The following is a 19,916-nucleotide window of genomic DNA, read 5'->3' as shown; positions in this document are numbered from 1 at the left end:
AGATGGGCAAGATCCGGTAAGCGGGCAAGGGCGGCGGTTAAGTCTTCCTTGTTGAACGAGGCTTGTGCCGTCATCTGTTCGGCTATGGACTTGAGTTGCTGTACACGTGCTTCAATGGTGTGGATGCAGTCGGCAAAAGCGTGCGCTTTTTCAGCGTCGCTGCCGTCGAGTTTAGACGGGTCGCTTAGCCCCCAGTGGATTTTCACACTGCGCCCAAAATACATAGGGCAGCTTTCCCCTGCGGCGGAATCGCATGCTGTGATGACCAGGTCTGGCTCAAAGTCGTCGAAATCGTCCCAAGATTGGCTTTGTAACCCTTGGGTGTCGTAACCGGCTTGGGTTAAATAAGTCAATGAAAGTGGATGCACTTCACCAGCGGGTTGGCTGCCGGCGCTTTTGGCGGTGATCACATCACCCGCCACACCATTGGTGATGGCTTCTGACAAAATACTACGGCAACGGTTGTGGGTGCAGATGTAGAGAATCTTCATCGTGGCTTCCTTAATGAATCAAAAATACACAGGTTAACAACAGACTTGTTTTGCTGCTTGGCTAGCAAGAATGCGTTGTAGGGCATCTTGGTAATAGCCAGGATTGTGCTCGGCGGTGTCTTGGATGACCTTTACCGCCCAATCGTCCAGTTCAGGGTGTAAGCGGTAAAACACCCACTTGCCTCGACGTTCATCCTGAAGAATGCCGCACTTGCGCAAAGACGCGAGATGGCGCGAGGTTTTAGGTTGGTCCAGCTCCAGCGCCACCATAAGATCACAGACACAGGTTTCACCGACGCGAGCGATCAGCAGCACGGACTGCAAACGGGTGTCATCGGCGAGGCATTTATAAAATTGACAGGGGGTCATAAACACATCCAAAAAATAACATATATGAATAATCATATATGTTAATAGATAAGTCAACAGGGGAGAGGGAGAAGGGCACATTACGCTTGGGCTTATGGTGCCCTACGGTTTTTCATGAGCCAATCAAATTGTAGGCCGGATGAGCCGAGGTACGAGGCGTTATCCGGCGTTTGGTTAGTTTTGATTAGGTCTTTGATACCAAGGGGCAACGAGGTCGGTGATGCCAAATAAACTGTTGCGTTTGTCGAGCATTTGACCGCCGTCTCGAGTGAGTGGCTGCCAACTTATGTCGGCACGGCTGTTGTTCGGTTTGATAGAGATAGTGTCGAAAGGAATCGACATGTAGAAGCCTTTTGTGAAGCTGCCCTCGCCGAATTCTTCTGCTGACATGTCGGTTTTACTGGCGTAAGCGCCGATAATTACGCCGCTCTTGTATTGTTTTGACACATCAAGGCGAGCACCTACATCAGCTGCTAAGAATTGGCCAACATTAAGTTGAACGAGGAAGTCTTTCATGAAAGAAAAGTCCGTCTGGTAATACAAAGACACGTGACCGGTTGTGCCTTTAGACAGTACTTTAGCATCAGGGCTGTAAGCGTTGTCGCTTTCAAAGAGAGCAAATTGCGAGCTAGGGTCACGCTGGGCGATAAGATTTGCATCGACACCAATGGCCCAGTTGGCGTTAGGACGACGATAAAGCACCTCTGTACCAACCCCCGCAAACATGGTTTCTAAATAGCCACCGTAAATCTGTTGATACCAGTTTTGGCTGTATTTTTCGAACCAGGTTAACTGCAGATTACTCATGTAAACATCGTTATCGTGTATGTAAGAACGAATTAAGGTTCTAACACGGTAGTTGTCTGTACCGTCTTCGGGCAACGAGTCACCTAACTGATCTAAGTTGTCAATAAGGTTCAACGATACTGAGCTTGATAGTTCAAGGTTTGATGTGAGCCAATAAGAGGCATCGCCCTCAAGGGTGACACTGTATAAGTAAAAGCTTTCAGGGTTACCTATGGATTGGGTTAGATCGGGGCTGATGTTGTAGTTAAAGGGCTCAAACTGATCATAAATAGGTTCACTGCTGGTTATTTCGTACTGGTGATGGTTTGGCAGTGTAAGCAAGGCATCTTTAATGTTTGGATTAAAGTAATCGACCGTGGCGATATCTCGATAGCCTTGCGCAGATATCTCTGTGGATTTAACGGGGATATTTTTCTGAGTTTCAACCACCTGGTAAGTGGAGACTGAATCAGGTAAATAGTTCGCTAATACTGCTGCCGCACGTTCTGCTGCCATATCTCGATCACGATATTTACTCTGTTGTGCTACCAGCGTAACGTGTTCTCCCTGTTCGTTCTGATACACCTTATGTGTATGATAGCCCGCAATATTAGACAGTTCTGCAGTCAGATTAGGCCAATCAACGGAATCTAAATCAGAAGCCTGTTGAGTGCCTAATGCTGGAATAGGATTGTCGACCCAAGGCGATTTAATCGTATCGAAGTTACTAGCAAATGTGAGTCCCAGGGTTGTGGTAGTACCTCTCTCGTAACCAACACGTAAGCTGAAGTTGTCATTTAACGCGTAAACAGCGCCAATATTCCATGGAGAGCGAGGGGTCATATCAATTCCACCCCTTAGTACAGGAGTATCTTGGCTGTAATCATTACCGTCGTACTCCAGCTTGAAGCTTAATGGTTCAAATGGCGTTTGGTATTCGATACCGCCAAACAAAGATGACGGGCCCGTAAACCAGCGTTGGTAATCAATAGAACCACCGTTGCCGTTGGAGTCTGTGATACGATCACAAAAGCGGTCACCGGCAGTACAAAAAGGGTTGCTAACCGTACCCCGTGTCCCGAAATACCCCCAACCTAGGCCTAGTGTAAAATCAAGTTCGCCATAATGATCGGTCGACAATCGTTTACTGGCCGCAATGAACTCTCCGTCAAATAACCCTGTACCACCCAGGTCTCTTAACCCAACAGAAACCTCCGGTCGCCATTGGTTTTCTGTCCACAATCGTAACTTCGCATCTATGCCTTTATCGGCTAACTTGGTGTCGCCACTGAATTCTTCCCGGTCACTGTACAGCAAGTCTTCTACTTGGGTGTAACGCAAGGTCGTTTCCAGCCATGGCATGACTTGTAGAGACAAGGTAAAGAATTGGTATTCACTGTTGTGATTATAGCCAATGCTCACCATGCCTTCTTCAGCCATACGGCCTGTGGGCATTTGTAATAGACCTACACCGCCTAAGTCAGATTGCGTGGGGGTCAGTGAAGGTGTTTGAAAGGGAGTGCTCTTGACAAGCACTGGCGCTTTATTTGAGGGTGCGCTTTCGTCAAGGATATCAATCGATTGGGCGTACCCAGCAGGAGCAATGCCCATGCAGATTAAGGCCCCTAAAGTACGATAAGAATCGCCGCGCCTTTTATTTAAACGTCCGAGAAAAGGATAAAAAAACATTATGGCTCCAAACGCAAGGCAAGTAATTTTGCGATTCTGCGATTAAGGTCGCTGTGTTCTGCAGGTAAGTCGCGCAGCCCAAAAAACAAGGTCGCGCCAGGGGCAATAAAGACACGCTGGTGACGCCATTGAATGTTGTCAACATAATAGACTTGGCGGTCGGGTTGGATAATCCATACAGAGGAATACTGTTGTGTGCTAGGCAATAGCGTCAAATATGGCTTTAAACCTTTATTCGTCTGAAAAGGCGTATGTGTCGAGTGATCTTGCGCAGCATTAACGATCAAAATATGGTCTGCTCGACGAGGTAGCGATAGCGAATAATCTTTTTTTAGCAGAGGGTCAAGCTTTTCGCCGACGCGTACTTTATCGACATCCATATTGATGGGTTCAAAAAAAACAAAGCTCAATGAGGTTAATTGAGAAGCCAGTCGATTTGCATCTTTTCGTTGCAAGCTCTGTAGCTGGGTAACAATACTATTTTTGACGTTGGTGACTGGTGTCTGTTTACTTGGGTTAATCAGACCAGAAGCCAAAGGATATACTTCATAATCAAGCTGATGATGTGCGTCTTGCAATACTTGAGACAGGCGCACATCACTGGAGTAAGTCAAGGTAGTCTTAGATTGTAAGAGCGTTATATTGGCGGCCATACTGCTGGAAGCAAGGCAAGAAAGGAAAAAGGCCAATAACGGCTGTATTCGATATGAAATGCTCGTCATTAGTTAATTCCTTCTGGTGTTACCGTCATTACATAGGGTTTGACCATTAACATATCAATTTTTGCCATGTTAGGGCCTAAATATTGGGTGCTTTTTACAACATAGGATTTGTGGAGAGCGGTTTCTGGCACGACCCAAAAATCGTTGGTAATGTGGCTGTCTAAGCCATTGAAATGAACCGTTTCTTGTATTCTTTGAGCGGGCTGCTGCCATAACACAGATTCTACTAGGTCTTCACCCATTGAAATGCTGCTGACTGAAGCGGTAAAGCCAAAACGATAGCCAGGGGACCAATCATACATTGCTTGCCAAGAGGTATCAGGTGCTGGTAATGAAGATGTAACATGGGAGGAAGACGGTGAATATTCGACCAGTCTTTCTACATTGTCAAAGAGAAACCCTGTTGTTTTAACGATACGGCCATTTTCTGTGATGATGGTGGCTTTGTCTTGGGCTATCCAAGTCAACCGCGGGGCGTAGCTGTTTGGGTTCTGGTCAATAAACACCAAGACCATTAAAACCGGATTACTGTCATTGATACTGACCATGGCGCTGGCAAATGAAGTGCTTTGCAAGTGTTCAGCGGAAATTGTCTGGCCGCGGCTTAATTCCAGTACGTTGTTAAAGCGATCAACGGTATTGTCTGAATTATTTGCGCAACCTGATAACATCAATGCCGCAATCAGCAGAAAGGGAGTAGAAAAAAGAGAATAAGAGCGAACAGACGTCATAATGTCGACCAAGCAAAAAAGAAAAAAATCGCCTAACGAGAGTTAAGCGATTTTACGTCGAATAAAAACTACTAACCTAGTTAGTAGTAGTCGGAGCAGTGTTGTCGCTAGCTGCTACAGCAACACTGGCTGCTGTCGCTACAGCGACGGTTGTTGCTGCAGTTGCTGCTGCAACAGAACCAACAGTTGCAGCCGTCGCTGCAGCTGTAGATGCGGCTGCGGCACCACTTGCTGCTGCTGCGCCTGTACTTGCTGCGGCACCAGCACTTGCTGCGCCTGTTCCCGCTGCTGCGCCAGTAGAAGCACCAGCCGCGGCACCAGAAGTTGCACCTGTAGAAGCACCGACACTACCAGCGGCTTCACCATAAGCTTGGCTAGCTAGGCCAAGAGCAACGACAGTCGCTAAAGTTGTTAATTTCATAATATTTCCCTTGTTTTTTACAACATCGATGTGTGAAGAACAAATCTTCAACTCCATTCTAGTAGAAGAAAAGTTGAAATGTAAGTGACAATTTATGTTTCTGAAACCATTTTATTAGGTTCATATAGAGTCAAACTTTGCCTAGATGGATTACTTTCGAAGCACTTTTTTTTGCATACTTGGCTACATAACTAAACAAAAATATCATACACTGCTTTCCATCCAATTTTAGTAACAGAGTTTGATTTATCCACAATGAAGATAAAGACATTTTTATTAACCGTTGCTTTGCCGTTAACGCTGGTTGCTGGTTGCTCATATCAAGGTTCACATTTTGCTCCAGAAGAAGACCAAGTTGTTGCTGAGACTGAACCAACAGAGTTGTCTAGTCAGGTGAGTGTTTACCCATTAACCCCCCAAAAAGTCGCGGATTTACGGTTACTGGAACCTTCTCCTTCTTCAAATGCAGTGTTAGATGAAGAAATTAGTCAGTATGAGTACCGTATTGGCGTAGGGGATGTACTTAACATTACGGTGTGGGATCACCCTGAATTAACTGTGCCCCTGAATGGTAATTGGGTTCACTCCGATGGTGCTATTTTCTATCCCTATATTGGTCAGGTAAAGGTTGCTAATAGAACCGTTGAAGATGTGCGTGTTGAAATTTCTCAGCGTTTGGAAAGGTATATTACTAGCCCACAGGTGGACGTGAGCGTAGCAGCCTTTCAGTCAAAGCGTGCTTATATTACAGGCGAAGTCGGTCAGCCCGGTCAGCAACCCATTTCAAATATCCCCCTCACCTTGTTAGATGCAATCAATAATGCTGGTGGTTTAGGTGCCAGTGCCGATTGGCGTAATGTGTCTCTTACTAGAAATGGCCAAGAAGAAAATCTTTCCTTGTTTGCCTTAATTCAGCATGGTGATTTAACGCAAAACCGATTGTTAATGCCAGGGGATATTGTTCATGTGCCGCGTAACGACGCCCAGAAGGTGTTTGTTATGGGAGAAGTGAATGCACCTAAGTTACTTAAGATTGATCGTGCGGGTATGAGTTTAACTGAAGCTCTAAGCAGTGTCGGAGGAATCAATGAGTTAACCGCCGATGCAACAGGGGTATTTGTCATTCGAGCCGTGAAAGGTGAAGAAAAGAAAGACCGCCTTGCTGATGTTTATCAACTTAATGTGAAAGACGTCTCTGCTCTTGTGCTTGGTACAGAGTTTAATTTGCAAGCATACGATGTGGTCTATGTGACTGCGGCGCCTGTCGTGCGTTGGAACCGCCTGATTAACTTGTTGATACCGACTGTGACACGCTTTAATTTTGTCTACAACTAGATATCTAATTTAGGCAAAGCCGAAAGCGTCAATGGGTAGATGAATTCACTCCAGTTGTGAAATATTAAAGTAGATGGTTTTTATGTTTGAGAAAATTTTAATTGTCTGTGTTGGGAATATTTGTCGCTCTCCAACAGGCGAAGCTTTGCTAAAAAAGCAGCTTCCTAATAAACACATTGCCTCGGCGGGTGTGGGAACGGAGAAAAGTGGGTTGTCAGGCAAACCGGCAGACGCAGCTGCAGTAGAGACTGCGAGGGCTCACGGTGTGGACTTGTCACAGCATAAAGCACAGCAGCTGACGTTAGAGATGTGTTTGTATTATGATCTGCTCCTGGTAATGGAGAAGGGACACATTGAAGCCGTGTCACGAATCGCGCCACAGGTACGTGGTAAAATAATGCTATTCGGTGAGTGGTTGGGTAAAAAAGACATACCTGATCCATATCAAAAAAGCCCTGAAGCCTTCGATTATGCTTATGAGCTGATCGAGAGAGCATCCAGTGCTTGGATGCTAAAATTAAAGTAGTTTCATAATTTTTAATTTTGTTGTGCTTCGTTGTGGTTATGCCTAACGATACATGCCATTGCCGTATTAAGGGCAATATAAAAAATATTTAAGTAAAAGGTTTGAAAATAATGACGGTAAAGCAAGTGGGTATGCCCAAGGATACAAATGATGATGAAATTGATTTGGGCAAGCTCTTTGGTGTGTTATTAGACGCACGCTGGTGGATTATTCTAACTACTGTCCTGTTCATGTTGCTTGGTGTTTTTTATGCCCTAATGCAAACGCCTATTTATAAGGCTGACGCACTGATTCAGGTAGAAAGTGGACCGAATAGTGTTTCGGCGTTAGTGGGTGGTGAAACGGGTGATATGTTTGCTAATGACGCTTCTTCATCTACAGAAATTGAGATTATCAAATCTCGAATGATTCTGGGAAAAACGGTTGATAATCTGAATTTAACCACTCGTCTGCGCCCTGTCTATATGCCTTATATTGGGGAAGGCTTAGCTCGATTGACCAACACAGAGTCCATTGGTCAAGTGGAAAGCTTCCAAGCCCCAGAAGGGCAAGAGACTGCTGCTTTTGTGGTGGTATTGGTTGATGCTCAGTTGGGACAATATCAATTGCTTGACCAGCAAGAGCGAGTGTTACTTGATGGGAAGGTGGGTGAGCTTGCTCAAGCCAATGGTTATCGTCTTTTTATCAGTCAGCTAGAAGGAAAATCGGGCAGTAAATTTAGTTTGACACAGCCTACACGTTTTAACGTAATACAGTCGTTAAAAGGAGGCCTTGAGATTAAAGAGCAAGGTAAAGGGACAGGTATGTTATTGATGACCTACACAGGGAGCGATAAAGATCTGATCAAAGCCATTGTAGACGACGTTAGCCAGAACTTTTTTATACAAAATGTGGAGCGCAGCTCAGCTGAGGCGGAAAAAAGCTTACAATTTTTAAGTGATAACTTGCCAGAAGTAAAAAATGAGTTGATTGCTTCTGAAGATAAATACAATGACTTTCAGACACAAAACGGTTCACTTGATCTAGGCTTTGAAGCACAAACCGTACTGCAAGCCATGGTGGCGTTGGATAATAAATTGAATGACTTGACCATAAGAGAAGCGCAAATCAGTCAGCGGTTTAAAAAGGATCATGTGTCTTATAAATCTTTACTAACCAACCGTGATCTTTTATTAAAAGAAAAAGCAGAGCTAGAAAAGCAAGTACAATCTATGCCGCTAGTGCAGCGTGAGGCGCTTCGTATTAAGCGTGATGTCACAGTAAACCAGCAAATTTACATCAAACTTCTGAATAAGGTACAGGAACTGCGAATTATTAAGGCCAGTACGGTAGGTAATGTTCGTATCCTAGATCCAGCCCAAGTTTACTCAACTGCTATTGCACCAAAAAAGCCGTTAATTGTGGTGGTTGCAACCTTATTAGGTGGTATGTTGTCCGTTGGTCTTGCCTTGGTTCGTACAGTTTTACATAAAGGGGTGCAGTCACCGGAGCAGGTCGAAGAGATTGGTCTACCTGTTTATGCGAGTGTGCCAAAGTCAGACGCTCAGTTGAAATTGACAGAAAAAATAACGAGTAAGAAGAAGCGTTTAAAACATCGTAAAGGTAAGGGTTCTCACGCATTGTCAGCACCAAAAGAGCATCCTGACTTGACCGAGTCGTTGTTGTCTGAGTCCGATCCGACAGATTTGGCAATAGAGTCTTTACGCAGCCTGCGTACCAATTTGCACTTTGCTATGCTGGAAGCGAAAAATAGCATATTGATGATTTCAGGGCCTTCACCCTCGGTTGGTAAGTCTTTTATTTCCTCTAATTTTGCAGCGGTCGCGGCGAAGACAGGGCAGCGAGTGTTGTTAATAGATGCTGATATGCGCAAAGGTTATATACAAGAGCATTTTGGTTTGAGCTGGGAAAATGGTTTGTCTGATCTGTTAAGTGGTCAGCATGAGCCATCGGAAAATGTCAAAACCACGAGCATAGAAAACTTAGATGTGATGACGCGTGGCCAGATTCCACCTAACCCGTCTGAGTTGCTTATGCATCCAAGAATGAAGGCTTTTATGGAGTGGGCATCAGTCAATTATGATTTGGTTGTCATTGATACGCCGCCAATTTTAGCCGTGACCGATGCCAGTGTGGTAGGAGCATTGTGTGGTACCAGCTTGATGGTGGGGCGCTTTGACCAGAATACTCTGAAGGAAATTGAAATTGCTTACAACCGCTTTGATCAGGCAGGTATTGAAGTAAAAGGCTTTATCCTTAATGCGGTTGAGAAAAAAGCCAGTGGTTACTATGGTTACGGCTATGGCTACTACAATTATGCATACAAAAGCGACAAATAATTCGTAGGCCGGATGAGCCGAGGTACGAGGCGTTATCCGGTGTTTAACGCCATAAAATACCCATCATGTGCGTTCATGCAATTCTGATGGCACATTCCCACGGCACATTACGCTGTCGCTTATGGTGCCCTACGGGGGAGCATGAATCCATCAAATTGTAGGCCGGATGAGCCGAGGTACGAGGCGTTATCCGGCGTTGTGGAAGCCAATGCTACGGGATGATGATGTCCATGTTGGGGTATTTTTGTTGTAGCAGTTGTTTGAAGGTGTGTTTGGCCTGGTCATCGCCATGGACGATGCGGGTTTGTTGCGGTGGGAAGCGCATGCGTTTGATGAAGTTGAGTAGGTCGTTTTGCCCTGCGTGGGCGGAGTAGCCGCTGATTTGTTTGACCTGGGCTTTGATGGGGTATTTTTCGCCATCAAATAGGACGTAGCCGTTGGGTTTTTCGTGGTATTTGAGGATATCTCGTCCGGGTGTGCCGGCAGCTTGGTAGCCAACGAAGAGTACGTCGTTACGTGGGTCGCCCAATAGGGCTTTTAGGTAGTTAACCATGCGCCCACCCGCACACATGCCGGAGGCGGCGATGACAATTGCCGGGCGGGTTTGGCGAGTCAAGTAGTCCACGGTTTGTAAGTGGGTCTCGTGGCTGTCGATGGTGGTGACTTGCTCAAAACTCAAAGGGTGCCGACCGGCGTTGAGTCGTACCTTGGCTTCCTTGTCCCAGTAGTGTTTTAACGTTTTGTATACCTCGGTAAAGCGGCTGGCGAGGGGAGAGTCAATGATGATGTCGATGTCTTCCCAGTCCAGCGCCATGCCCGAGCGGGTGTGGCTAACGTTTTTGTGACGATTGAGGTGGATGATGTGTTCCAGTTCGTAGAGCAGTTCTTGGGTGCGGCCAATGCTAAAGGCGGGGATCAATACGCTGCCGGAGTCGCTGAGGGCGTGTTCTAGGCTGTGTTGTAAGGTCTGACGACGCTGGTGGCGGTTGTCGTGGTTACGGTCGCCGTAGGTGCTTTCTATAATGAGTTGGTCGGTGCGGTAGGGCGATTTGGGGGTGTTCAGTAGGGGCGAGTAGGGCGCGCCTAGGTCACCGGAAAATAACACATCGTGGTAACGTTTGCTTTGGCGTATGGCGGGGGTGCGGACCCGAAAGGTGCCGTAGGCGGAGCCGAGGATATGGCCGGCTTGTTTGAGTTTGAGTTGCACTTGCCCAGCCTTGGGGTCTGTAAGGGGGATGGTTTGCCAGACGCCGTAGTCGATGGCGATGAGTTGTTTGTTAAGGCGGTCGAGGCAAGCTTGGATGATGCTGGCGTTGCGGGTGACGCCGACTTTGAGGGCGTCTTCGATGACGAGGGGCAGTAAGGCGGCGCTGGGTTGTGAGCAGTAGATGGGGCCGGTAAAGCCTGCTGCCAGTAGGTAGGGTAAGCGCCCTACGTGGTCGATGTGGACGTGGGTGATAAAAAGTGCTTGTACGGCGCTGATGTCGAATTCGATTTCGAGTTGGCTGGCGCCGGCGCCTTGGCCGGAGGCTTCGGCTCCTTGGAAGAGGCCGCAGTCGACGAGGATGGAGTGTTGGTCGTCGATAAAGAGTTCGTGGCAAGAGCCGGTGACACCGTTAACGGCGCCGTGGTGTTTGATGGTTAACATACATGTTCCTTATGCAGTGGTGTATTTAGATAGTTAAAATACCGAGGAACGAGCTGAAAAACAATTCCTGCGACTATTCCGACTATTCCTGCTACGAGTGACTGTTCCCATTGCTAAAGTGCGTTTGACGAAGAAAACAGCCTACACCGTGTTTACATATTTCTGTCATACTATTATCATTGTTCACCCGTTGAACAGGGCTGTTCTGATTTCTTGCTTTTCAGATTTCATGGATAGCCGAGTTTTTGTAGGTCAGTATGTTAGATGATGAACACAGATATAAAATACTGAAAGAGCTTCAGCAAGACCCCGATATCAGTCAACGGGAATTGGCACGGCGTCTTAATATCAGTTTAGGGAAAGCGAATTTTTGTTTGAAAGCACTGGTTGAGAAGGGGTTGGTTAAAGCGGATAACTTCAAAAATAGCCGTAACAAAGTGGGGTATCTGTATTTACTTACCCCGCAAGGCATAGAAGCCAAAGCGATCCTAACGAAACGCTTTTTACAGCGCAAGTTAGAAGAGCATGAAAGACTGGCGCAAGAGATAGAACAACTTCGAGAAGAAGTGCTGAAAGTTTAAAGTTATACAAGACCGTAGGCCGGATGAGACGAGGCACGAGGCGTTATCCGGCGATGTGCAAATAAAGACAAAATGTCAAAGCAATCACAGAATATGGAAAGAAAAACATGAAAATTCTAGTCACCGGCGGCGCGGGTTTTATTGGTTCGGCGGTTATACGCCATATTATTCAAAACACCCAAGACAGTGTGGTGAATGTGGATAAGTTAACCTACGCGGGGAATTTAGAGTCGTTGGCGGAGGTGTCTGACAATGCCCGTTATGCGTTTGAGCAGGTGGATATTTGTGATCGTGCTGAATTAGACCGAGTATTTTCAATCCATCAACCCGATGCCGTAATGCACCTAGCCGCTGAGAGTCATGTTGACCGATCGATCACAGGCCCTGCCGAGTTTATTCAAACCAATATCGTCGGTACTTACACCTTATTAGAAGCCGCTCGCCATTATTGGAATGGTTTGTCTAACGAAGAACAGCAGGCGTTTCGTTTTCATCATATTTCAACTGATGAAGTGTATGGGGATTTACCACACCCTGATGAGCAGGTAGGCGACCTACCTTTGTTTACTGAGCAAACGCCCTATGCCCCGAGCAGTCCTTATTCTGCCAGTAAAGCCTCCAGTGATCATTTGGTTCGAGCTTGGTTACGTACTTACGGTTTTCCTACCTTGGTGACCAATTGCTCTAATAATTATGGCCCTTACCATTTTCCTGAAAAACTGATTCCTCTGGTGATTCTGAATGCCTTAGAGGGTAAGCCGTTACCGATTTATGGCAAAGGTGATCAAATTCGTGATTGGTTGTATGTGGAAGACCATGCTCGCGCACTTTATAAAGTAGTAACGGAAGGCGAGGTGGGCGAAACCTATAACATTGGCGGCCACAATGAAAAAACCAATTTAGAAGTGGTGGAAACCTTGTGTCGTACTCTGGATGAGTTGGTGCCAAAAGACACAGCTTACGCCGAGCAAATCACTTACGTTACCGACCGCCCTGGCCACGATCGTCGTTATGCGATTGATGCGTCTAAAATGAGTGCGGAACTCGATTGGACACCGGAAGAAACCTTTGAAACAGGGTTACGCAAAACGGTGGAGTGGTATTTGGCTAATAGCCAGTGGTGTCAGAATGTGCAGAGTGGTTCTTATCAGCGTGAGCGCTTGGGTACGTTAGACGCGGAGGCTCGGTCATGAAGGGAATTATTCTCGCGGGTGGTTCGGGTACGCGTCTTTACCCGATTACCATGGGCGTCTCTAAGCAGCTTTTACCTGTATACGATAAGCCGATGATTTTTTACCCGCTGTCGGTGTTAATGTTAGCGGGGATACGTGAGGTGTTGATTATTACTACACCGGAAGATCAGGCGTCGTTTCAGCGTTTGCTGGGAGACGGTTCTCGTTATGGTGTGGAATTGTCTTATACGGTGCAACCAAGTCCTGATGGTTTGGCGCAGGCGTTTATTTTAGGCGAAGACTTTATTGGCGATGATGATGTTTGCTTAGTGCTGGGTGATAATATTTTTTATGGGCAAGGGTTTACGCCTAAGTTAAAGCAAGCCGTCGATAAGGCCAAAAATGGTCAAGGTGCAACGGTATTTGGTTATCAGGTAAAAGATCCTGAGCGTTTTGGTGTAGTGGCGTTTGATGAGAATCAAAAAGCGATTTCCATTGAAGAGAAGCCGCTTAAGCCAAAGTCTAATTTTGCGGTAACGGGTTTGTATTTTTACGATAATTCCGTGGTGGATTTGGCTAAGCAGGTGACACCTTCCCATCGTGGCGAGTTAGAAATTACCTGTTTGAATGAGCTGTACTTGCAACAAAATAAGCTAAACGTGCAAATGCTTGGTCGTGGCTTTACTTGGTTGGATACGGGTACTCATGAAAGCCTTTTAGAAGCGGCGCAGTTTGTTGAAACCATTGAGCGTTGTCAGGGTTATAAGATTGCTTGCTTGGAAGAGATTGCGTTTAGCCAGGGGTGGTTGACGCGTGACCAGTTGAAGCAAACGGCAGAGGCATTACGTAAGAACAGTTATGGCCAATATTTATCTGATTTAATTTAGGAAGATGACATGATTCCAGTGACTAAGGCCTATTTACCCAATAAGGAAAAGTACCAAGGATATGTAGATCAAATTTTTGATTCCGCTTGGTTAACCAACAATGGACGTTTGTTGCAAACATTAGAGCAGCGTCTCAAAGAATATTTGGGTGTAAAGCATGTTATTTGTGTTGCCAATGGATCACTGGCATTACAGCTTTCTTACAAGGCACTAGAGTTGAAAGGTGAGGTCATTACGTCGCCTTTTAGTTTTGCGGCGACGACCAGCACATTGGCATGGGAAGGGTTAAAGCCTGTGTTTGCAGATATTGACCCTGATTCGTTTAACTTAGGTCCTGATAATATTGAAGCGCTGATTACACAAGAGACCTGTGCTATTGTGCCGGTGCATGTATTTGGTAATCCTTGTGAGGTGGAAAAGATTCAGGCCATTGCGGATAAGTACAGTTTGAAGGTTGTGTACGATGCGGCTCATGCGTTTGGCTCCCAATACAAGGGTGAGAGTGTGCTTAATTATGGTGACATTAGTACCTTGAGTTTTCATGCGACTAAGCTGTTTCACACCATAGAGGGTGGTGCCATCATCACCAACGATGATGCGTTAGCAGAAAAAGTTCGTAGGTTGATCAATTTTGGTATTACCAGCCCGACAACGATTGAGTCGGTAGGCACCAACGCTAAAATGAATGAATTTGAAGCGGCAATGGGCTTGTGTGTCCTGGATGATATAGAAAGCATCCGTTCTGAACGTAAGCGAGTATGGCAAACTTATGAAAAAACTTTATCTGGGAGTGGTTTGGCGTTTCAACAGTGGAATAAAGAAGGCGATAACAATCATGCTTATGCGCCTGTTCTCTTTGAGAGTGAAGCAAAACTGCTTGAGGCTGAGGCAAGGCTAAAAGAAAATGACATTCTCCCAAGACGGTATTTTTACCCAAGTTTAGATACCTTGGATTATTTAGAAAGTAAGCAAGTGTGTGATCAGTCTAGAAGTGTAGCGAGTCGGATACTGTGTTTGCCGATTTATCCTAGTCTGAAGGATCAAGAAGTTTTATATGCATCAAACAAATTGAAAGAGGAGTTATAAATGAGTCAGTTGTCTTCAGGTTCATTTTTTTCTCACTCAATCGATTCATCGTCAATTATCGATTTTTTAATGATCAGCTATTCAGTCAAAGTGTCTGGGAGTGTAGAGTTTCCGTTAGAGGGGACTTGTGATTCTAGAAAGGGAGGTGAAAGAAAGCTTGTCTTTTCTACTTTGGAGCATTTCCTACAAATACCCCAGATAACTGAGTCGTTAGTGTTGATCGATGAAATTCCAAAAATAGAAGATCAAGGCACTAACCAATTTTGTCAATTAAATGATCCTAAAGCTGCTTTTATTAAGGTATTAAACTGGTTGGTTTCTACTGTTGGAGTAGATGCCCATCAACATGGTTTTAATACAAATAAAAATATTGCAGAAAGTGCAAGCATTGATGCTACAGCCATAATACAGTCTGGTGTTGAAATTGGTGCCGGTAGCATGATTGGTGCAGGGGCGATAATCAAGACAGGGACACGAATTGGAGAAAATACCATCATTCGAGAGAATACAGTTATCGGAAGTGATGGTATAACCGTATACCGTACCCTTGAGGACTGGTTGGTAAAGTTTCCACATGTTGGGGGTGTATCGATTGGTGATAACACAGAGATCGGTGCTAATGCTGTCATTGCAGGTGGTATTCTCGAAGCTACGCATATTGGAAGCAATGTTATTGTAGGAAATCTGTGTAATATTGGCCATGGTGCAACAGTAGAAGATTCTGTCTGGATATCAGTAGGCTCGCTGGTTGGAGGGCACACCAAGATTGGTTTAGGAGCGACGATTGCGATGGGCGTAACTATCCGAGATAACTTGGTTATTGGTGAGCAAGCCTCATTGGGCATGGGCAGTGTGGTAGTGAAAGACGTCGAATCGAAGTATTCTATGTTTGGTAACCCTGCGAAAAGAATGATTGGTCTGAAAACGGGACCAAAGAGATAGAGTATAGAAAATATGTGTGATAAAAAACTAAACTTTCCATTTAAAGGCGCTAGGGAATATGTTCATGGTACTAGCTTGTTTAACGCTGTTGTGCAAGCCGCGGTAGATAAGGGCTTATCATCTGGGGAAGTGAATGTTTCTTTTAAATCAATGATCCATAATCCTGAATGTGTTCTAGAGTGGCGAAAACCAACACCACAGGATGCTGTAGTTGCAAAGTTTACATCGCCATATTCAGAAGATGCTGTCATATGCATTAATGAAGCAAAAATAACGGGTGTTGCTAAGCGTCAAGATTTTGATGAACTAGAAGTTTGTCGTGGTGCTGTTCTGGGTGACATGACAATCACCCAAGAAGAGCCACATCATGAAGACCGTATTGAATTATTGGTGTCTCTTTGTAAAAAAATGCACTTAGAGTGTATTGATAATAGTAAAAAATGGGTTTTTTCACGATACAACGGTCAGTTTCCTATCCCAAAGTTGGAAAAAGTTGAGCTGAGAATAACTAAACAAGTCGGTACTCGTCTTACATGCAGTGATGTCATCGTGAACGGCTGTAAGATTGGCGACATGTATTTTTCATGAAAGGTTTTTAAGGGGACTCAATGTTAGGTATACAATCGATAGCAAGTTATTTGCCTAAAGATAGTGTTGATAATATGCACCAAGCAGATCGGCTTGGTGCTGATCGAGATTTTGTCCAACACAAGATAGGTGTGTCTACCTTACCAAGGGCTGAAGAGCATGATTCTGTAGTGAGCATGTGTGTTGCTGCATTTAAACAATTATGTAAAAAAGAGAGTGTTGACTTAAACGAAATTGAATGTGTCGTGCTCTGTACTCAAAACCCAGATGGTGGCGGTCTACCTCATAATTCGGCGTTAATCCATGCTGAATTAGGTTTGTCTGAAGAATGTGCTTGCTTTGATATTGGTTTAGGTTGTTCTGGTTATGTCTATGGTTTGAGTGTTATCCAATCCTTTATGTCTGTAAATGGCATGAAAAAAGGGCTGTTCTTCACCTGTGACCCTTATTCAAAAATTCTTAATCATGATGATAAAAATACCTGTCTGTTGTTTGGTGATGCGGCCTCAGTAACGCTTATTAGTGACACGCCTTGCTATATCTTAGAAAAAGCCCAGTTTTCTACTAAAGGATCGGCAAGCGATGCTTTGGTTAAAAACGATGGTATTCTAGAAATGAATGGACGCGCGGTTTTTAATTTTGCGCTACAAGAAGTGCCAAAGCAAATTACTAGCATTTTGAATAAAGCTGAATTGTGCATCGAGGATATTGATGTGTTTCTGCTTCATCAGGGAAGTCGCTTTATGTTAGAAAATATTATCAAAAGAACAAAAATTTCCGAAGAGAAAACACCCATTAACTTGTTACAGACTGGTAACACTGTCTCTTCCTCTATCCCTTTATTGCTTGAGAGTGAGTTAAGCAATCATTCAAATAGAATACTTATGTCTGGCTTTGGTGTCGGCTTGTCTTGGGCCACTGCTATTTATCGTTTAGTGAAATAAAACTTAATTTAATAGGAAATGTTATGAACCGTGAAGACGCTGTAAAAATCGTGATGCAAACATTAGAAAAAAATGTTGATGGTCTTGAGATGGCAGAGGAAAAGATGAAAGAGTCTCTGTCTGACCTTGGTGTGGATTCACTTGATGTCATGCTTATTATCATGGATGTTGCTGAAGCATCAGGAGTGAACATCGGTGATGATCAAGCAGAAGAACTTGATACCCCAGAAAAAATTGTAGATTTCATTACTAAATAAGATTGCAAAGTTCAATCATATGTTTTCACCTCTGCTCTTTTGAGTGCATAGGTGTTATTGCAGGGTTTACATAAAGTGTAAATGGAAATTAATTTTAGATGTATATATGCACAATAAAAAAAGCATAAAAAGTGGCTTCATTTGGAGTGCAGTAGACAGTTTAGGTACACAAGCCATAGCGCTAGTCATCAGTATCACCTTGGCCAACATATTAGGTCCAAGTGTGTTTGGTTTAGTGGCTATGGTGAGTATCTTCATGGCCATTGCTAATACCTTTGTAAACAGCGGTTTTAACTCTGCACTTATTCGTAAAATAGACAGGTCTGAAGTTGATTTTTCGACGACTTTTTATTTTGGCTTAGTGGTTTCGATTCTTTGTTATTTGCTACTGTTTACAGGGGCACCATATATTGCGGTTTTTTATAATCAACCTGAGTTGACCGCTTTGGTTAGGGTGATGGGACTTGTTGTTGTTGTTATTAATGCTTTTGCTGCCATTCCAAGAGTAAAGTTAACCGTCAATTTGAATTTTAAAGTGCAGGCGAAATGTAACTTTATTGCGCTGTTGTTTAGCAGTATTACGGCCTTGGTGTTGGCATACTTAGAGTATGGTGTTTGGGTATTAGTCGCACAACAATTAGTGATGAACCTAATTAATGTGATCATGTTAAATATTATGACACCTTGGCGGCCACGAGAGAAATTTTGTAATGAGTCTTTTAAAGAACTTTTTGGTTTTGGCTCTAAACTTCTGGTGTCAGGTTTAATTGACACCATATACATGAATATCTATGGACTCATTATTGGTAAATATTTCAGTGCTGCACAACTGGGATTGTTCAACCAAGCACAAAAGCTATCCATGCTACCGGCAACGACCTCAACCTCTAGTTACAATACTGATCAAAACCTTTTTGAAGTCAATTCGAGATTTAGATTATGAGCCTCGCAAAAAAAGCCATTACAGGTATTATTTGGAACTTTGCTGAGCAATTAGCTCGGCGAGGAATTGGTGTGGCTGTTACCTTGTTGTTGGCGTACTTTTTAACGCCAGAGGATTTTGGTTTAGTGGCGATGATGGCAGTTTTTTTGGCGCTAGGTGGGACCTTAATGGCATCGGGTTTTCAACAGGCCTTGATTCGCTTAAAAGAGGCAACGCAGTTGGATTTCAATACTGCATTTTACGCCAATATTGCGTTGGGATTAGTGGCCTATATTATTTTGTATAACGCGGCTCCGCGGATTGCCTTGTTTTATGAGCAACCAGATTTAGTGAGTTTGATTCGAGTAGCAGCCTTGGCAGTGATTGTGAATTCATTGCAAGTTGTGCAGGTATCCATTTTAAGCCGTCAACTTAACTTTAAAGCACAACTAAAAGCCAATTTGCCAGCGGCATTATTGTCTGGCTTGTTGGCCGTTAGTTTGGCGTATTATGGTTGGGGAGCGTGGGCGCTGGTGGTTCAAATGCTTGTATCGGCTATTTTGATTACCGTGTTTTTATGGATGCAACGTATCTGGCGGCCAAGTTTAAGTTTTTGTTTTACCTCTCTTGGACATATGTACAATTTTGGCTATAAGCTGTTTTTATCCGGCGTGCTAGATATTGTTTTTAAAAATATGTACGTAATTGTCCTTGCTAAAGTTTTTAGCTCATCTGTGGCAGGCATTTATTTTTTTGCTGAAAAAATAAAAGAGCTTGTGATCAGTCAATTGGTAACATCGATTCAAACAGTGACCTATCCTGCTTTATCTACTATGCAAGACGATGATGTACGTTTAAAAGTAGGTTATCGTAAAGTGTTAGCAATGACTACATTTTTGATGTTCCCCACAATGTTGTTTTTGGCGGCCTTATCACAGCCACTATTTGAGTTTTTATTGCCTAAAAAGTGGTGGCCGGCGGTAGAGTATTTACAGTTGATGACACTAGCAGGTTTGTTAATACCACTTCATTCAATTAACCTAAATATTTTAAAAATAAAAGGCCGATCAGATATATTTCTATATCTAGAAATTATCAAAAAAATCATGAGTGCTCTCATATTTTTTGTAAGTATCGACTATGGTGTTACAGGGATATTGATTGGGCAAATAATAAGCTCGGTGTTGTCTTATATTCCTAATAGTTACTTTAGTAAACGTTTAATTGGTTACAGCGTGAGACAACAGCTCACAGACTTTTTGCCAGGTTTAGTGTCTTCAGCTGTGATTGCTGGGTTTATTTTTAGCTTGCAAGCTTGGGTACAGTGGTGGGCACTTGCGGAGCTTGTGGTGTTTGGGTTGTTAGCAGGCTTAATGTATTTATTGAGCGCAAATCTCCTTAAACTGCATGCTTATGAACTCACTAAAGAATTAGTATTGAAGAAATTTAAAAAAGTTAAACCAAAAGGTGAGTAAGATCC

19 protein-coding genes and 1 pseudogene are annotated in these 19,916 nt (G+C 44.0%); 13 read left to right on the top strand and 7 right to left on the bottom strand.

Features of this window, described 5'->3' with window-relative positions:
- Positions 1–104: 104 nt before the first annotated feature.
- From LG368_RS06420 to LG368_RS06395, 6 genes and pseudogenes are all read right to left on the bottom strand, one after another.
- Positions 105–491: pseudogene (locus LG368_RS06420) on the bottom strand (arsenate reductase ArsC); the annotation flags it as partial.
- A gap of 33 nt (positions 492–524) precedes the next feature.
- On the bottom strand, positions 525–860 hold the full coding sequence (locus tag LG368_RS06415; protein ID WP_226753908.1) for a metalloregulator ArsR/SmtB family transcription factor: 336 nt from the start codon (positions 858–860) through the stop codon (positions 525–527).
- Between the two features lie 174 nt (positions 861–1,034).
- A complete protein-coding gene (locus LG368_RS06410) occupies positions 1,035–3,335 on the bottom strand; it encodes a YjbH domain-containing protein (RefSeq protein ID WP_226753907.1) in 2,301 nt (766 codons plus the stop codon).
- Entirely contained in the window at positions 3,335–4,057 is a 723-nt protein-coding gene (locus LG368_RS06405; protein WP_226753906.1) for a capsule biosynthesis GfcC family protein, read from the bottom strand. The genes LG368_RS06410 and LG368_RS06405 overlap by 1 nt, the downstream gene beginning before the upstream one ends.
- The gene (locus tag LG368_RS06400; RefSeq protein WP_226753905.1) at positions 4,057–4,788 is read right to left on the bottom strand and encodes a YjbF family lipoprotein; all 732 of its coding nucleotides are present in this window, start codon (positions 4,786–4,788) and stop codon (positions 4,057–4,059) included. The genes LG368_RS06405 and LG368_RS06400 overlap by 1 nt, the downstream gene beginning before the upstream one ends.
- Positions 4,789–4,864: 76 nt before the next feature.
- The gene (locus LG368_RS06395) at positions 4,865–5,209 is read right to left on the bottom strand and encodes a hypothetical protein (RefSeq protein WP_226753904.1); all 345 of its coding nucleotides are present in this window, start codon (positions 5,207–5,209) and stop codon (positions 4,865–4,867) included.
- Positions 5,210–5,464: 255 nt separating this feature from the next.
- Between LG368_RS06395 and LG368_RS06390 the strand changes: the two genes are divergently transcribed.
- The 3 genes from LG368_RS06390 to LG368_RS06380 all read left to right on the top strand — a co-directional run bounded on the left by LG368_RS06390 (position 5,465) and on the right by LG368_RS06380 (position 9,409).
- Positions 5,465–6,544, top strand: a complete 1,080-nt coding sequence (locus LG368_RS06390) for a polysaccharide export protein (RefSeq protein ID WP_226753903.1) — start codon at positions 5,465–5,467, stop codon at positions 6,542–6,544.
- A gap of 82 nt (positions 6,545–6,626) precedes the next feature.
- On the top strand, positions 6,627–7,070 hold the full coding sequence (locus LG368_RS06385; protein WP_226753902.1) for a low molecular weight protein-tyrosine-phosphatase: 444 nt from the start codon (positions 6,627–6,629) through the stop codon (positions 7,068–7,070).
- Positions 7,071–7,180: 110 nt separating this feature from the next.
- Complete coding sequence (locus tag LG368_RS06380; protein WP_226753901.1) at positions 7,181–9,409, top strand: polysaccharide biosynthesis tyrosine autokinase; 2,229 nt, start codon at positions 7,181–7,183, stop codon at positions 9,407–9,409.
- Positions 9,410–9,620: 211 nt separating this feature from the next.
- Here LG368_RS06380 and LG368_RS06375 read toward each other — a convergent pair whose 3' ends face one another.
- Entirely contained in the window at positions 9,621–11,057 is a 1,437-nt protein-coding gene (locus LG368_RS06375) for an MBL fold metallo-hydrolase RNA specificity domain-containing protein (RefSeq protein WP_226753900.1), read from the bottom strand.
- A 257-nt stretch (positions 11,058–11,314) separates the two neighbouring features.
- Between LG368_RS06375 and LG368_RS06370 the strand changes: the two genes are divergently transcribed.
- The 10 genes from LG368_RS06370 (at position 11,315) to LG368_RS06325 (ending at position 19,911) form a co-directional block, all read left to right on the top strand.
- On the top strand, positions 11,315–11,638 hold the full coding sequence (locus tag LG368_RS06370; RefSeq protein ID WP_226753899.1) for a MarR family EPS-associated transcriptional regulator: 324 nt from the start codon (positions 11,315–11,317) through the stop codon (positions 11,636–11,638).
- A 107-nt stretch (positions 11,639–11,745) separates the two neighbouring features.
- The gene (gene rfbB / locus LG368_RS06365) at positions 11,746–12,831 is read left to right on the top strand and encodes a dTDP-glucose 4,6-dehydratase (RefSeq protein WP_226753898.1); all 1,086 of its coding nucleotides are present in this window, start codon (positions 11,746–11,748) and stop codon (positions 12,829–12,831) included.
- Complete coding sequence (gene rfbA / locus LG368_RS06360) at positions 12,828–13,697, top strand: glucose-1-phosphate thymidylyltransferase RfbA (protein ID WP_226753897.1); 870 nt, start codon at positions 12,828–12,830, stop codon at positions 13,695–13,697. Before rfbB ends, rfbA begins: the two co-directional genes overlap by 4 nt.
- Before the next feature lie 9 nt (positions 13,698–13,706).
- Positions 13,707–14,783 carry a DegT/DnrJ/EryC1/StrS family aminotransferase gene (locus LG368_RS06355; RefSeq protein ID WP_226753896.1) on the top strand — a complete coding sequence of 359 codons (1,077 nt, stop codon included), beginning with the start codon at positions 13,707–13,709 and terminating at the stop codon, positions 14,781–14,783.
- The gene (locus LG368_RS06350) at positions 14,784–15,725 is read left to right on the top strand and encodes a DapH/DapD/GlmU-related protein (protein WP_226753895.1); all 942 of its coding nucleotides are present in this window, start codon (positions 14,784–14,786) and stop codon (positions 15,723–15,725) included.
- 12 nt (positions 15,726–15,737) lie between these two features.
- Positions 15,738–16,313 carry a hypothetical protein gene (locus LG368_RS06345; RefSeq protein ID WP_226753894.1) on the top strand — a complete coding sequence of 192 codons (576 nt, stop codon included), beginning with the start codon at positions 15,738–15,740 and terminating at the stop codon, positions 16,311–16,313.
- A 20-nt stretch (positions 16,314–16,333) separates the two neighbouring features.
- A complete protein-coding gene (locus LG368_RS06340) occupies positions 16,334–17,257 on the top strand; it encodes a ketoacyl-ACP synthase III (protein WP_226753893.1) in 924 nt (307 codons plus the stop codon).
- A 23-nt stretch (positions 17,258–17,280) separates the two neighbouring features.
- Entirely contained in the window at positions 17,281–17,514 is a 234-nt protein-coding gene (locus tag LG368_RS06335) for a phosphopantetheine-binding protein (protein WP_226753892.1), read from the top strand.
- A gap of 106 nt (positions 17,515–17,620) precedes the next feature.
- Complete coding sequence (locus LG368_RS06330; protein ID WP_226753891.1) at positions 17,621–18,457, top strand: oligosaccharide flippase family protein; 837 nt, start codon at positions 17,621–17,623, stop codon at positions 18,455–18,457.
- Positions 18,454–19,911, top strand: coding sequence for a lipopolysaccharide biosynthesis protein (locus LG368_RS06325; protein ID WP_226753890.1), 1,458 nt, complete (start codon positions 18,454–18,456; stop codon positions 19,909–19,911). The genes LG368_RS06330 and LG368_RS06325 overlap by 4 nt, the downstream gene beginning before the upstream one ends.
- Positions 19,912–19,916: the final 5 nt, after the last annotated feature.

The organism is Marinomonas algarum (assembly GCF_020532605.1).
In the GTDB taxonomy this organism is placed as follows: domain Bacteria; phylum Pseudomonadota; class Gammaproteobacteria; order Pseudomonadales; family Marinomonadaceae; genus Marinomonas; species Marinomonas algarum.
Note: the sequence above shows the minus strand (reverse complement) of the source record. Positions and strands in the feature narration are given on the sequence as shown.

What these genes read in the sequence shown, in the direction of transcription:
- LG368_RS06415 (WP_226753908.1), bottom strand. Translation starts at nt 860, where the DNA reads ATGACCCCCTGTCAATTTTATAAATGCCTCGCCGATGACACCCGTTTG.
- LG368_RS06410 (WP_226753907.1), bottom strand. Translation starts at nt 3,335, where the DNA reads ATGTTTTTTTATCCTTTTCTCGGACGTTTAAATAAAAGGCGCGGCGAT.
- LG368_RS06405 (WP_226753906.1), bottom strand. Translation starts at nt 4,057, where the DNA reads ATGACGAGCATTTCATATCGAATACAGCCGTTATTGGCCTTTTTCCTT.
- LG368_RS06400 (WP_226753905.1), bottom strand. Translation starts at nt 4,788, where the DNA reads ATGACGTCTGTTCGCTCTTATTCTCTTTTTTCTACTCCCTTTCTGCTG.
- LG368_RS06395 (WP_226753904.1), bottom strand. Translation starts at nt 5,209, where the DNA reads ATGAAATTAACAACTTTAGCGACTGTCGTTGCTCTTGGCCTAGCTAGC.
- LG368_RS06390 (WP_226753903.1), top strand. Translation starts at nt 5,465, where the DNA reads ATGAAGATAAAGACATTTTTATTAACCGTTGCTTTGCCGTTAACGCTG.
- LG368_RS06385 (WP_226753902.1), top strand. Translation starts at nt 6,627, where the DNA reads ATGTTTGAGAAAATTTTAATTGTCTGTGTTGGGAATATTTGTCGCTCT.
- LG368_RS06380 (WP_226753901.1), top strand. Translation starts at nt 7,181, where the DNA reads ATGACGGTAAAGCAAGTGGGTATGCCCAAGGATACAAATGATGATGAA.
- LG368_RS06375 (WP_226753900.1), bottom strand. Translation starts at nt 11,057, where the DNA reads ATGTTAACCATCAAACACCACGGCGCCGTTAACGGTGTCACCGGCTCT.
- LG368_RS06370 (WP_226753899.1), top strand. Translation starts at nt 11,315, where the DNA reads ATGTTAGATGATGAACACAGATATAAAATACTGAAAGAGCTTCAGCAA.
- rfbB (WP_226753898.1), top strand. Translation starts at nt 11,746, where the DNA reads ATGAAAATTCTAGTCACCGGCGGCGCGGGTTTTATTGGTTCGGCGGTT.
- rfbA (WP_226753897.1), top strand. Translation starts at nt 12,828, where the DNA reads ATGAAGGGAATTATTCTCGCGGGTGGTTCGGGTACGCGTCTTTACCCG.
- LG368_RS06355 (WP_226753896.1), top strand. Translation starts at nt 13,707, where the DNA reads ATGATTCCAGTGACTAAGGCCTATTTACCCAATAAGGAAAAGTACCAA.
- LG368_RS06350 (WP_226753895.1), top strand. Translation starts at nt 14,784, where the DNA reads ATGAGTCAGTTGTCTTCAGGTTCATTTTTTTCTCACTCAATCGATTCA.
- LG368_RS06345 (WP_226753894.1), top strand. Translation starts at nt 15,738, where the DNA reads ATGTGTGATAAAAAACTAAACTTTCCATTTAAAGGCGCTAGGGAATAT.
- LG368_RS06340 (WP_226753893.1), top strand. Translation starts at nt 16,334, where the DNA reads ATGTTAGGTATACAATCGATAGCAAGTTATTTGCCTAAAGATAGTGTT.
- LG368_RS06335 (WP_226753892.1), top strand. Translation starts at nt 17,281, where the DNA reads ATGAACCGTGAAGACGCTGTAAAAATCGTGATGCAAACATTAGAAAAA.
- LG368_RS06330 (WP_226753891.1), top strand. Translation starts at nt 17,621, where the DNA reads ATGCACAATAAAAAAAGCATAAAAAGTGGCTTCATTTGGAGTGCAGTA.
- LG368_RS06325 (WP_226753890.1), top strand. Translation starts at nt 18,454, where the DNA reads ATGAGCCTCGCAAAAAAAGCCATTACAGGTATTATTTGGAACTTTGCT.